General features: G+C 66.6%; 12 protein-coding genes. 8 read left to right on the top strand and 4 right to left on the bottom strand.

Annotated features, from left to right (window positions below; genetic code table 11):
* Positions 1–134: 134 nt before the first annotated feature.
* From KZZ07_RS11220 to KZZ07_RS11240, 5 genes are all read left to right on the top strand, one after another.
* On the top strand, positions 135–1,085 hold the full coding sequence (locus KZZ07_RS11220) for a phytanoyl-CoA dioxygenase family protein (protein ID WP_255564288.1): 951 nt from the start codon (positions 135–137) through the stop codon (positions 1,083–1,085).
* A gap of 92 nt (positions 1,086–1,177) precedes the next feature.
* Positions 1,178–2,674 (top strand): UxaA family hydrolase, encoded by a 1,497-nt coding sequence (locus KZZ07_RS11225; RefSeq protein ID WP_219514199.1) that lies wholly within the window; start codon positions 1,178–1,180, stop codon positions 2,672–2,674.
* Positions 2,675–2,747: 73 nt separating this feature from the next.
* A complete protein-coding gene (locus KZZ07_RS11230; RefSeq protein WP_219514200.1) occupies positions 2,748–3,818 on the top strand; it encodes a Gfo/Idh/MocA family protein in 1,071 nt (356 codons plus the stop codon).
* Positions 3,815–4,537, top strand: a complete 723-nt coding sequence (locus tag KZZ07_RS11235; RefSeq protein ID WP_219514201.1) for an SDR family oxidoreductase — start codon at positions 3,815–3,817, stop codon at positions 4,535–4,537. The genes KZZ07_RS11230 and KZZ07_RS11235 overlap by 4 nt, the downstream gene beginning before the upstream one ends.
* Before the next feature lie 247 nt (positions 4,538–4,784).
* On the top strand, positions 4,785–5,696 hold the full coding sequence (locus tag KZZ07_RS11240; protein WP_219514202.1) for a DMT family transporter: 912 nt from the start codon (positions 4,785–4,787) through the stop codon (positions 5,694–5,696).
* A 115-nt stretch (positions 5,697–5,811) separates the two neighbouring features.
* Here KZZ07_RS11240 and KZZ07_RS11245 read toward each other — a convergent pair whose 3' ends face one another.
* Complete coding sequence (locus tag KZZ07_RS11245; RefSeq protein ID WP_219514203.1) at positions 5,812–6,549, bottom strand: SDR family oxidoreductase; 738 nt, start codon at positions 6,547–6,549, stop codon at positions 5,812–5,814.
* A 124-nt stretch (positions 6,550–6,673) separates the two neighbouring features.
* A complete protein-coding gene (locus KZZ07_RS11250; RefSeq protein ID WP_219514204.1) occupies positions 6,674–8,455 on the bottom strand; it encodes an IlvD/Edd family dehydratase in 1,782 nt (593 codons plus the stop codon).
* 147 nt (positions 8,456–8,602) lie between these two features.
* On the opposite strand from KZZ07_RS11250, the gene KZZ07_RS11255 reads away from it, so the two are divergent.
* Both KZZ07_RS11255 and KZZ07_RS11260 read left to right on the top strand, forming a co-directional pair.
* Positions 8,603–9,124 carry a hypothetical protein gene (locus KZZ07_RS11255; RefSeq protein ID WP_219514206.1) on the top strand — a complete coding sequence of 174 codons (522 nt, stop codon included), beginning with the start codon at positions 8,603–8,605 and terminating at the stop codon, positions 9,122–9,124.
* Positions 9,121–9,819: an RraA family protein gene (locus tag KZZ07_RS11260; protein ID WP_219514208.1), complete on the top strand. Its 699-nt coding sequence runs from the start codon at positions 9,121–9,123 to the stop codon at positions 9,817–9,819. Before KZZ07_RS11255 ends, KZZ07_RS11260 begins: the two co-directional genes overlap by 4 nt.
* Before the next feature lie 136 nt (positions 9,820–9,955).
* Here the strand turns inward: KZZ07_RS11260 and KZZ07_RS11265 are convergent, their stop codons facing one another.
* Complete coding sequence (locus KZZ07_RS11265; protein WP_219514210.1) at positions 9,956–10,846, bottom strand: phytanoyl-CoA dioxygenase family protein; 891 nt, start codon at positions 10,844–10,846, stop codon at positions 9,956–9,958.
* Between the two features lie 100 nt (positions 10,847–10,946).
* Here KZZ07_RS11265 and KZZ07_RS11270 point away from each other — a divergent pair, with 100 nt between their 5' ends.
* Positions 10,947–11,951, top strand: a complete 1,005-nt coding sequence (locus KZZ07_RS11270; protein WP_219514212.1) for a LacI family DNA-binding transcriptional regulator — start codon at positions 10,947–10,949, stop codon at positions 11,949–11,951.
* On the opposite strand, the gene KZZ07_RS11275 is transcribed toward KZZ07_RS11270, so the two are convergent.
* Entirely contained in the window at positions 11,948–12,871 is a 924-nt protein-coding gene (locus KZZ07_RS11275; protein WP_219514214.1) for an NAD(P)-dependent oxidoreductase, read from the bottom strand. The genes KZZ07_RS11270 and KZZ07_RS11275 overlap by 4 nt on opposite strands.
* Positions 12,872–13,054 lie beyond the last annotated feature (183 nt).

Here is a 13,054-nt window from a genome sequence, read left to right on the forward strand (position 1 = left end):
ACCGAGGCCCCCGCGCCCCGGTCCGGTCTCCTTGCGACCCCCGGGCTTCTTCTTGGCGAAAATACCCCGGGGGGCCGCGGCCCTGCCGCGGCGGGGGCAAAGCCCCCTCCCGCCCCGGAGCGAAAGGACAGCCCATGCCGCTGATGTTGACCCAGGACCAGATCGCGCAGTTCGACACCCAAGGATTTCTCGTGGTCGAGGACGTCCTGACCCAGGACCGGCTGTCGGCGGTAAAGGCGGAATATGCCGCGCTGCTGGATGCGCTCTATGCCCTCTGGCAGGACGAGGGCCGCGTGCCTCCCGCCCAAGGGATGGACTTCTGGCAGAAACTGCTGACCTCCTACAGTGCGGGCTGCGACTGGTTCCAGCCGATGGATATCTCCCTGCCCGGGGGCGAGATTGCTGCTGATACGCCGTTTCACTTCGGCCCTGCCGTCTTCGACATGCTGACCGACACCCGCCTGCTGGACATGGTCGAGGACCTGATCGGCCCCGAGCTGACCTCGAACCCGATCCAGCACGTCCGGCTGAAGCCCCCCGCCACCCACCTGCACGCGGACGAGCCGCGCGCCCATGTCACCGCGACCGCCTGGCACCAGGACCGCGCCGTGGCCCATGAAGAGGGTGACGAGACCCGCATGGTCACCGTCTGGCTGGCGATCTCGGACGCGACCGAGGAAAACGGCTGCCTTCAGGTGGTGCCGGGCAAGCCGCGGATGTACCCGCATTGCCCGCAGAAACAGACCGCCATCGCGCCGGGCTACCTGGACGAGGACAAGGCCCTGGCCCTGCCGGTCAAGGCGGGCGGCGCGGTGCTCTTCCATCCGCTGACGCCCCATGCCTCGCTGGAAAACCGCAGCAGTGATTTCCGCTGGAGCTTTGACATCCGCTACAATGTCACCGGCCAACCCACGGGCCGCGCCCATTTCCCCGCCTTCATCGCCCGCTCGCGCAGCGCCCCCGAAGCCGAGTTGCGCGACTGGAAGAAGTGGAAGACCATGTGGGAAGAGGCCCGCGCCCGCCTGGCGCCGGAACCGCATATCCCCATTCACCGCTGGTCGGGCGACAGCCCGGTCTGCGCCTGACACCCCCAGCCCCCTGTCCCGGCCCCCGCGCCGGGACCTCGCGACCCAAGGCCCCGGCACCGGGGCAGGACCAAAGCCGCCAAGAGATCGAGATGAACAAGACAGTCCGCCTTTCCGACGCCGACAATGTCGTCACCGCCGTCACCCCGCTGGAAATCGGCCAGGAGGGGGCGCGCCAGCTGATCCCGCGCGGGCACAAGATGGCGACCCAGGCGATCCCCCAGGGGGCGCCGGTCATCAAATACGCGCAGGTGATCGGATATGCCGCCGAGGACATCGCCCCGGGCGCCCATGTGCACACCCACAACCTCGAATTTCGCAACGTCGACACCGAATACGAATATGCGACGAACATTCGCCCCGCCGCCCCGGCCGCGACGCCCGACAGCTTCATGGGCTACCGCCGCGCCACCGGCCGGGTCGGCACGCGCAATTACATCGCCGTACTCACATCCGTGAACTGCTCGGCCACTGCCGCGCGTAAGATCGCGGCGCATTTCACCGACGAGAAACTGGCCGATTATCCCAATGTCGATGGCGTGGTGGCCTTTGTCCACGGCACCGGCTGCGGCATGGCGGGCCAGGGCTCCGAAGGGTTCGAGGCGTTGCAGCGGGTCATGTGGGGCTATGCGCGCAATCCCAACGTGGGCGGCGTGCTGATGGCCGGGCTGGGGTGCGAGATGAACCAGATCGACTGGCTGGTCGAGGCCTATGGCCTGAAACCCGGCCCGCTGTTCCAGTCGATGAACATCCAGGACGTGGGCGGGCTGCGCAAGTGCGTGGACCTGGGCATCCAGAAGATCGAAAAAATGCTGCCCCTGGTGAACGAGGCGCAGCGCAGCGAATGCCCCGCCTCCGAGCTGATGGTCGCCCTGCAATGCGGCGGCTCGGACGCCTGGTCGGGGATCACCGCCAACCCCGCCGTCGGTTACGCCTGCGACCTCCTGGTGGCGCAGGGCGGCACTGGCGTTCTGGCCGAAACGCCCGAGATCTACGGCGCCGAACACCTGCTGACCGCCCGCGCCGTGGACCGCGCCACCGGCGAGAAACTGGTCGACCTGATCCGCTGGTGGGAGGATTACACCGCCCGGAACAAGGGCTCGATGGACAACAATCCCTCGCCCGGCAACAAGAAGGGCGGGCTGACCACGATCCTCGAAAAGTCGCTGGGCGCGGCCGCCAAGGGCGGCACAACGCCCCTGACCGGCGTCTACAAATACGCCGAACCGGTGACCGCCAAGGGCTTCACCTTCATGGACAGCCCCGGTTACGACCCGGCCAGCGTCACGGGACAAATCGCAAGCGGCTGCAATCTCGTCTGTTTCACCACCGGGCGCGGATCGGCTTTCGGCGCGAAGCCCAGCCCCTCGATGAAGGTCGCCACCAACACCGAGATGTACACCCGCATGACCGAGGACATGGACGTGAACGCCGGCACCATCCTGACCGAGGGCAAATCGGTCGAGGAGGTGGGCCGTGAGATCTACCGGATGTGGTTGCGGATGGCCTCCGGCGAACAGACCAAGTCAGAGGCGCAGGGCCTGGGCGATTACGAATTCGTGCCCTGGCAAATCGGGGCGGTGATGTGATGGGCAAGCCTTTTCCAAAAGGCTTGAAAGCGATTTCCAAATCGCTTTGCCCGCGCAAGCGGAGAGGTTCCGCGTGAGTGTCCCCCTCCCCCTCTGCATCATCGGCGCCGGCTCCATCGGGCGCCGCCATATCGAGGTGGCCAGCGCCTCGCCCACCGTACGGATCACGGCCATCGTGGATCCGGATCCGGCCACACGCGCGGCGCTCACCGCCGAGGGCCTGCCCGCCGTCGCCATGGTCGAGGACGCCCCCGCAGAGACACGCGCCTGCGTCATTGCCACGCCGACGCCGGATCACTGCCCGTCGACCCTCGCCGCGCTGGAGCGGGGCTGGGCGGTGCTGGTGGAAAAGCCCATCGCCGACACGCTCGACAACGCGCGGCTCATGGCAGAGACGGCCGCCGCAAAGGGCCTGCCGCTGATCGTCGGCCACCACCGCCGCTGCCATCCCTTCGTCATGGCCACCCGCGCCGCCCTGCCAGAAATCGGGCAACTGGTCGGGCTGCAGGGCCTGTGGTCGCTGCGCAAACATGACACCTACTATGACGTGCCCTGGCGCCGCCTGCCCGGCGCCGGCCCCCTGGCCACCAACCTCAGCCATGAGATCGACCTGCTGAACGTCTTTGCCGGCCTACCGGTCGAGGTCACGGCGCTGACCTCCAACACCACGCGCGGCCATGTGATCGAGGACACCGCCGCCCTGGCCTTCCGCTTCGACAGCGGCGCGCTGGGGTCTTTCCTGATTTCCGACGCGGGCGCATCGCCCTGGTCCTTCGAGGCCGCCAGCGCCGAAAACCCGGCCATCGCCGCCAGCGGCGAAGACTACATCCGCATCACCGGGACGCTGGGCGCGCTTTCCTTTCCGTCGCTCACCCGCTGGGGCGCCTCCGGCCCGGGAGAGGTGGAATGGTCGAAACCGCTCAAACGCTTTGACCCGCCGAGATTCGACAAGGTCGACCCGTTGCTGGTTCAGATCGACCGCTTCGCGGCCTTCCTCGAGATCGGCAGCGACGACATCCTCTGCCAGCCCCGGGACGGCATCGCCGCCCTGGAAATGACACTGGCCACCGCCCTTTCCGGACAGAGGCACCACCCCGTGAAACACGGCGAGGTGCCCGGAGATTTCACAGGAGTTCTGACATGAGACTAGCCGGCAAACGTGCCTTCATCACCGCTGCGGGCCAGGGTATCGGCCGCGCCATCGCCGAGGGCTATGCCCGCGAGGGCGCCGACGTGACCGCGACCGACCTCAACCCCGACCTGCTGGAGGGTCTGAGCGGCACCACCTTCGCGCTGGACGTGACCGACAAACCGGTGCTGACCCGCGCCATCGAAACCGCGCAGCCCGATATCCTGGTCAACTGTGCGGGCTTCGTGCACGCGGGCTCCCTGCTCGAGGCGACGGACGAGGATTTCGACTTCGCCATGATGCTGAACGTCCGGTCGCAGTTCCATTCCATGCAGGCCGCCCTGCCCGGCATGATCGAGCGCGGCGGCGGCGCCATCGTCAACATCGCCTCTATCGCCGGGTCCATCGTGGCCGCGCCCAACCGCTGCATCTATGGCACCTCCAAGGCGGCGGTCATCGGCCTGACAAAATCCGTGGCGCTGGACTATGTCACCAAAGGCATCCGCGTGAACTGCATCTGTCCCGGCACCGTCGACAGTCCCTCTTTGCACGACCGGCTGCGGGCGATGGGCGACTACGAGGAAGCGCGCAAGGCGTTCAACGCCCGTCAGCCCATGGGCCGCATCGGCACGCCCGAAGAGATCGCGCATCTGGCGATCTACCTCGGCTCGGACGAAAGCGCCTTTACCACCGGCCAGGCCCATGTGATCGACGGCGGCTGGGCGGTTGGCTAAATGCCGATCCGCCGGAGGCGGCAACCTCTCCAGTGGAGAGGTTGAGGCGTGAACGGGCAGAGCCCCGGCCCGAACGGAGCGCCGTAGGGCGGGGTTCACCCCGCCGCTCCCGATCCCCGCCGCAACGCGACAAGTCCTGACGAAAGGCAAATATTTCCTGTAACTTCTTGATGTTGTTGCGTCATCCTCCTGTCCACGCGTGGACACCCCCATTGACGCCACCCCGTCCAGGTCCCAAGAACGCACCATGTCCGAAGCCAAACCCCGCGAAGACCGCACAGCCTCCGGCGTGCTGATGATGGCGCTGGCCGTCCTCGGCTTTACTTGCATCGACAGCTCGGCCAAGTGGCTGATCCTCGCGGGCCTGCCCGCGCTGCAGGTGGTCTTTGCCCGCTACGCCGGACATTTCATCATCGCCGTGGTCCTTTACGGCGTCCAGGAAGGCCGGCAGGCCTTTGTCTCGAACGCCCCCCTCCGCCAGCTCTTGCGCAGCCTCTTCCTGCTGGGCAGCACGGTCTGCAATTTCACCGCGCTGAAGTACCTGCCGATCACCGTGACGACGACGATCATGTTCGCCGGTCCCATCGTCGTCACCCTGCTGGCGATCCCGATCCTGGGGGAAAAGGTCGGACTGCGCCGGATCGTGGCGGTCTGCGTCGGCTTTCTGGGCGTGATCGTGGTGATGCAGCCCTGGGGCGTCGATTTTCACCCGGCCATGTTCCTGTCGATTGCGGCGCTCTGCATGGCGGCGCTCTATTTCATCATGACGCGCCTGCTGGCGGGCATCGAGGGCAATGCCACGCAACAGGTCTGGTCCAGCGGAGTGGCGAGTTGCGCCCTGATGCCCTTCGTGCTGGGCAACTGGGTCTGGCCCGAAGGCAATGCCTGGATCGCCTTCGTCCTGATCGGCTGTTTCGGCGCATCGGGCCATATCGCAGCGGTCACCGCCCACCGCTGGGCCGACGCCTCGATCCTCGCGCCGGTGATCTACATCCAGATCTTCCTGGCCGCCGTCGCGGGCATCCTGCTCTTCGACACCTGGCCCACCGTCTGGACCCTGGGCGGCGGGGCGATCATCATCGTCTCGGGTCTCTACATCTGGCAGCGCGAGCGCGCCTTGCGCGGTCGTGTCCGCCGTCCTTTGCCGCATACCCGTTAGATAGAACACCTTATCGGGTTTCGCCGGACCTGCGGTCCGGCGATCCGCCGGGGGCTCTGCCCCCGGACCCCCGGAGGTATTTCAGGCCCAAAGAAACATGGGCCTCACCCAGAGATCAGCCGCGCCCGATATAGGGCATCGCGCTTGCCATGACGGTCATGAACTGCACATTCGCCTCCAGCGGCAGGGACGCCATGTGCAGCACCGATTTTGCCACGTTCGACACATCCATCACCGGTTCAACCGCGATGGACCCATCCGCCTGCGGCACGCCCTTGGTCATCTTCTCGGCCATGTCGGTCAGCGTGTTGCCAATGTCGATCTGCCCGCAGGCGATGTTGTAGGGCCGCCCGTCCAGCGACAGCGACCGCGTCAGCCCGGTGATCGCATGTTTCGAGGCCGTGTAAGGCGCCGACCCCCAGCGCGGCACATGGGCAGAGACCGAGCCGTTGTTGATGATCCGCCCACCCTGCGGGTCCTGCCTGCGCATCCGCGCAAAGGCGGCGCGGGCGCAGATGAATGATCCGGTCAGGTTGATCTCGATGCAGCGGCGAAAATCCTCGACGCTGGTCTCGTCGATGGTCCCGCCCATGACCGAGACCCCGGCATTGTTGAACAGCGCGTCGATCCGGCCCCATTCCGCCAGCGCGGTGTCGAAGGCGGCATCCACCTGCCCCTCGTCCACCACGTCGCAGGGCAGTGCCAGCGCGTTCTCGTGGCTGTCGGCCATCTCGGCCACCGTGGCCTCGGTGCGCCCCACGATCCCGACCTTCCAGCCCGCCGCCAAAAAGGCCTCTGCGCAGGCCTTGCCGATCCCGCGCGCGCCGCCGGTGATGATGATTGTCTGGCTCATGGTGTCCCTCCCCCATGTTTCTTCTTGGCAGAATTGTCCCGGGAGGCGCCGACGGCGGGGGGCGTTTCAAGAGCATGCCTCTGGCATGATGCCCCCCTTCCGGCCCCTCCGCCCGCACCCGCGCTCAGTGGTTGTCCCTCGGCAGATCCTTGGCGATGCGCTGGTAGGCCGTCGCCAGTTCCAGGCAGCCGCCGTCGCCCAACTGTCCGACATGGGTGCGATAGATCTCTTCCCAGGGTGTCTGGCTGACGATCTCCGGCGCCTCCCAGGCCGACTGCCGGGCCGCCCAGTCCTCGTCGGGGACAAGCGCATCCATGCGGCTGGCGTTCAGGTCCAGCCGGACCCGGTCGCCGGTCTGCAGAAAGGCCAGTCCGCCGCCCACCACCGATTCCGGCGAGGCGTTGAGGATCGACGGGCTTTCCGAGGTTCCGGACTGCCGCCCGTCCCCCACCGTCGGCAGGTGGGTCACCCCCGCCCGGATCAGCGCATCGGGCGGCTGCATGTTCACCACCTCGGCCGAGCCCGGATAGCCGACACATCCCACGTTGCGGATGAAGAGAACCGTGCGTTCGTCGATTTCCAGCGAGGCATCATTGATGCGGTCGTGGTAATCCTCGGGTCCTTCGAAAACCACGGCCTTCGCCTCGAACACGCCTTCGTTGCCCGGTTCTGACAGGAATCTTTGCCGGAATTCGTCCGAGATCACGCTGGTCTTCATCAGGGCGCTGTCGAAAAGATTGCCCGACAGCACCTTGAACCCGGCATTTGTGCGCATGGGCGCGTCGTAGCGCTTGATCACGTCGGTATCGAGACTGTCGCACCCGGCAAGGTTGACGCCCACGTTGTTGCCCGTCGCGGTCATCGCCCCGGCGTGCAACCGCCCGGCGGCCATCAGTTCCCCCATGACCGCAGGCACGCCGCCCGCGCGGAAAAAGCTCTCACCCAGGTATTCGCCCGCGGGCTGCATGTTGACCAGCAAAGGCACATCAAACCCGATGGTCTCCCAGTCCTTCACGTTCAGCTCCACGCCGGCATGGCGCGCGATAGCCTGCAAGTGCGGCGGCGCATTCGTGGATCCACCGATGGCCGTATTGACCACGATGGCATTTTCAAAGGCCTCGCGTGTCAGGATATCCGACGGTTTGAGATCCTCGTAGACCATCTCGACGATGCGCTGCCCGGTCTCATAGGCCATGGCCATGCGCTCGCGGAACGGCGCGGGGATGGCGCTGGAGCCGGTCAGGGTCATGCCCAGCGCCTCTGACATGGCGTTCATGGTGCTCGCCGTGCCCATCGTGTTGCAATGGCCCAGGCTGGGCGCGCTGGAACAGACGCGGCCCATGAATTCCTCGTAATCGATCTTGCCCTCGGCCAGCAGGCGGCGGCTTTCCCAGACGATGGTGCCAGAGCCCGCGCGCTTGCCCTTCCACCAGCCGTCCAGCATCGGCCCGCCGTTCAGCCCGATGGCGGGGATGTCGACCGTGGCCGCCCCCATCAGCATGGCGGGCGTGGTCTTGTCACAGCCCGTTGTCAGCACGACCCCGTCGATGGGATAGCCGTGCAGAACCTCGACGAGGCTCAGATAGGCCAGGTTGCGGTCCAGCGCCGCCGTTGGGCGCTTGCCGGTTTCCTGGATCGGGTGGACCGGGAATTCCATCGGAATGCCTCCCGCCTCGCGGATGCCCGCCTTGATCCGGTCCATCAGGAAGACGTGGATCTTGTTGCAGGGCGCCAGGTCGCTGCCGGTATTGGCGATGCCGATGATTGGCTTTTCGCCCTGCAGTTCCTCGCGGGTAAAGGCCTGGTTCTGGTAGCGCTCGACATAAAGCGCCGTCATGCCCGGATTGTTTGGGTTGTCGAACCACTCCTGCGAGCGGAAACGCTTGTTGGCCCGTGTATCGGACATATCCTTCCTCCCCTGGCACGCCTGCCGATTCTGGCAGGTCTGTTCACTTGTGCGAGCATTCCAATTTGGTATACCAAATGCAAGCCGCTCGGCGGGAGGCCGGGCGAGAGAAGGCGGAAACCGCCCCGTTTCGGGAGGACAAGACCCATGACCACACGATCCGCGGCGCACCGCGCGGCGCCGATGATGCTGGCCGCACTTGTGCTGGCGCCCCCCGCACAGGCAGAGCCGCGCCTGGATCTGGACGCTGTGCGCAGCTGCGTCGAGACGGCGGCGGAGCTTGGCCGGAAACCCACCACCTGCGTCGACGACGCACATGCGCCCTGCCTGCAGGTCTCGACAGAAACCCCCGCAGTGGCCGGCCTGTGCTTTGCCGAGACGCGGCAGGAATGGTCCGACGCCATCGCCGCGCGCATGGCGGACCTGGGCGAAAAGGCCCCGGAACGCATCGCCGCGCTCGCCGGGATCGAGGTGAAATACGACCTGCTGTCGGCCCTGGTCCAATGCGACCGGATGGAAGAGCTGGCGCTGCTGCGCGAACTGTCCGCCGAGGAAATCCAGCTTCAGAAAGCCCGCTGTACTGCCACCGCCTCGGGGCTGGCTTATATCCGCCTGCTCTGGCGCCTGCCCGATCCCGACACCCCGCTTGCAAAGGAGACTGACCAATGATCGGAGAACCGCCCCGCCTGACTATCGTCAAGGGCGCCCCCCGCCCCACCGAGGCCCAGATCGCCGCCCTGAAAGGAGTCGAGACCGCCTTTCTCTGTGACGCGATGGGCGGCATGGGAGCGATGGCCACACCGATAGCCCCGATCGGCTTTGGCCGTGACCTCGACTGTCACGCGGTGGGTCCCGCACTGGTGGCCGACAGCGGCCCGGCGGACATCATCGCAACGCTGGCGGCGGTCCACCTGCTGACGCCCGGCGACGTTGTGGTCCATGCCGGCCACGGCAACCAGGACCGCGCCACCATCGGCGACCAGCTGTCCGGCATGCTCAAGAACGCGGGCGCCGCCGGCTTCGTCACCGACGGCCCGATGCGCGATTACGCCGGTATCGTCGCCGCCGGCCTGCCCGCCTGGTGCACCGGCCTCAACCCGAATTCGCCCTATACCTCGGGGCCGGGCACGCTGGGCGGAAAAGCCGTGGTCGGCGGCTGCCAGGTGGCCACCGGCGACATGATCGTGGCCGACCGCAACGGCGTCGTGGTGATCCCATTCGCGCAGATCGACGCAGTCATCGCCGCCGTGCAAGAGGTCCAGCACCTCGAGGCCGAGCTGGAGGCCAAGGTCAAGGATGGCTTCAAGACGCCGCTCGATATCGAGGCGATGCTGGCGGACGGTTCTGCGGTGGAAATCGGGTAAAGGGGGCGCTGCCCCCTCGGCCTGCGGCCTTCACCCCCGGAGATATTTGTCGGAGAGAAGAAACAGGAGGTCCGCCCCGGGTTTCTTCTCTCCGGAAATACTCAAAAAACAAGACAGCGGGAGGTCCGCTGCGGACTTAGGCAAAGGCGCTCTTGGCGCCGCCGCTTATCTGGGTCTTGAAGATCGAGGTATTGTCCGGCGCTGGCGGCAAGGGCAGCGTCACCGGAACATCCGCCAGTCGCGGCGTGAAGACCGGCGCGCCGGTGATCATCCGGTCCTGGAAATCCTCCCAGAACCTGCGCTGACCCAGGGAATGAATATAGCTCGACCCGCCCAAGAGCGGCCAGGCATCGGCGCTGGCGCATTCGTAGAACAGGATCTTGCGCGCCCGGTCCGAGACATTGGGTGCCGATCCGTGCAGAAGGCGCACATGATGCACCGTCATGTCCCCGGCCTTGCCGGTCAACGTCACGATCTTTTCCTTCTCGAATAGCGGATCGTCCGGGTCGATGGCCCCGCAGAACACGCCATTCGCGTGGTGGCTCAGCACCGGTCCCCTGTGGGATCCCGGAATCACCAGCAGGGGGCCGTTGTCCTCGGTCACATCCTCCAGCATCAGGCCGAAGGCCAGCAGAGAGTCATTCGTTGCCGGGTAAAAAGCCCAGTCCTGGTGCCATTCCACCGCCGCGCCGCCGCCCGGCGCCTTGCAGTTCAGCTTGGCCGTGTTCAGCACCGTGTCCGGGCCGAGGAGGTCGTTCAGCACCTCCGTCACCTTCGACTGCTTCAGGATGCGGTCGTAAACGGGGTGCTGCTTGTGCGGCAGCTTGATCCGGGTCAGGCGCGGGGTTTCGGCGCAATGGCCGGTGTCGAGGTCGAAACGCTCGTCGCTTTCGGTCACCGCGCGCGAGGCGTCGATCAGCCCGTCGGTGACGGATTGCAGCTCTGCCAGTTCCTCGGGCGTCACCACCTGGTCGACCTTGAGATAACCGTTATCGGCGTAGAAGTCCTTTTGTTCGCGGCTCAGCATCGCCTGTCCTCCCCTGCTGCGCGCCCTATGGTATCGATACCACCACTTGCATGGTATCGGTACCACCCTATCCTGAGTGCTGTCAAATGAAGGGATCGACATGGACCGCAAGTGGGTGACGATGGGCGATGTGGCGCGCGCGGCTGGGGTCGGCAAGATCACTGTCAGCCGCGCCCTGCGCACCCCGTCCAAGGTCAGCGCCGACACGCTGGAAAAGGTGCAAAAGGCGGTGGTGGCGCTGGGCTATGTCCGCGACGAGACCGCGGGCGCCCTGTCGTCCCAGCGCTCTCGGGTTGTGGGGGCGCTGGTCTCGACGCTGGAACAGCCGGTCTTTGCCTCCACCATCCGGGGACTGGAAGAGGGTCTGAGCGCGGGCGGGCTGCAGCTGCTGCTGGGCAGCACGCGCTACCAGCCAGAGAAAGAGGCGCTGATGGTCTCGACCCTGCTGGGCCGCCGCCCGGATGCGCTGGTGCTGACCAGCAGCGACCACACCGAGGACACCCGCCGCCTGTTGTCCGGCGCCGGTCTGCCGGTGATCGAACTCTGGGAACTGCCGGAAACGCCAATCCATGCCGCCGTCGGATTTTCGAACCGGGCAGCGGGGCATGACATGGCGCGCCATCTGATCGCCTCGGGACGCCGCGCGCCTGTCTTCCTGCGGACAGACCGCGCCAGCGACACCCGCGCCGACATGCGCGAGAAAGGCTATCTGGATGCGCTGGAGGGGCACGCGCCGCGCATCCATTCGCTGCCGCCCCGCGAGGACCAGGGCGGGCCGGACTACGGGGCCGAGGGGCTGGCGCAGGTCCTGCAACGCTGGCCCGATACGGACGCGGTGATCTGTGTCAGCGATGCGCTGGCGGTGGGCGCGCTTTGCGAGGCGCGCCGCCGGGGCATCGACGTGCCCGGCGCGCTGGCCGTGACCGGCTTTGGCGACATCGACGTGGCGGGGGCCGCCGCGCTGGACCTGACGACCATCCGCATCGACGGCGCGGCCATCGGACGCGAGGCCGCGCGCCTGACCCTCGCCGCCTGCGACGGCGAGGACATTCGGGGCAGGCGGATCGACCTGGGTTACCAGCTGATCCGCCGGGCGACGGGTTAGTCGCGCCCCTTCTTTGCCTCTTCTTCCAGGTCCAGCCCGTTCATCCGCGCGATGTGATCGGCAATCCAGGGCACGTAATCCTGGGCATGGCCCTGTGCCTCGACCTGGGCGAAATACTGCCGCGTGGCAGAAGCCATTGGCGTCAGCGCCCCCGCCTCCAGGGCCATCGACAGGGCATAGCGCACGTCCTTGGAGGCATTGGCCACCGTGAACTTGTGCGCGTCGCGGTTCCGATTCACCGCGTAATCCATGAAAGTGTCGAAGAACCCGTTGCCCAGCCGGGACGAGCCGATGACGCGCTGGATCGTGGCGGGCGGGATGCCCACCTTGGCCCCCAGCGATGTCACCTCGCCGTAGAGCGCGGCATAGCTCATGGCGATGGTGTTCATGATCAGCTTCATCTTGTGACCCGCGCCGACGGGGCCGACATGGTTGATGTTGCCCGCCCAGCAGTCCAGCACCGGCAGGATTCGCTCGAACACCTCCGGGTCGGCGCCGACCATCGCGTCCAGCGTGCCGGCCTCGGCCTCCTTGGGCGTGCGGCCCAGCGGCGCGTCCACCATGTGCCCGCCGCGTTCGCCCATCTCGGCGGCCAGCGCCAGCGTCACGTTGGGATCGGAGGTAGAGCATTCCACCACGATCAGCCCGTCCCGCATCCCGGCAAGGATCCCGTCCTCGCCGCGGAACACGCTTTCGACCTGCGGCGCGTTCGACAGGCAGATGTGGATCACGTCGCAGGCTGCGGCCATCTCGCGCGGCGTCGCCACCTCGACCGCGCCGCGCGCCACCAGGTCATCGACCGGTGCGCGGTTGCGGTTGCCCTTGACGACCAGCGGGTGGCCTTTTTCCAGCAGGTTCTTTGCCATCCCGTGGCCCATCAGACCAACCCCGATGAACCCGACCTTGACCTTGTCAGACATGCGCTTCCTCCCGTTCTTTCGCGCGCCGGGGCGGGACGGCGCACGGGGCAAGGCGGCACCTGGCCGCAAACGGCCTTTCGCCGTCCCGCACGCCGTTGACATTCCCGCCCCGGCTGGTTTGATTGCAGATGGTATACCAAACCGGCCGCCACGCAAGCAGGCCGGGCATCAGCCTGACCGGGA

Origin of the sequence: Mameliella sp. CS4, assembly GCF_019392335.1 — a bacterium.
Lineage (GTDB): Bacteria > Pseudomonadota > Alphaproteobacteria > Rhodobacterales > Rhodobacteraceae > Antarctobacter.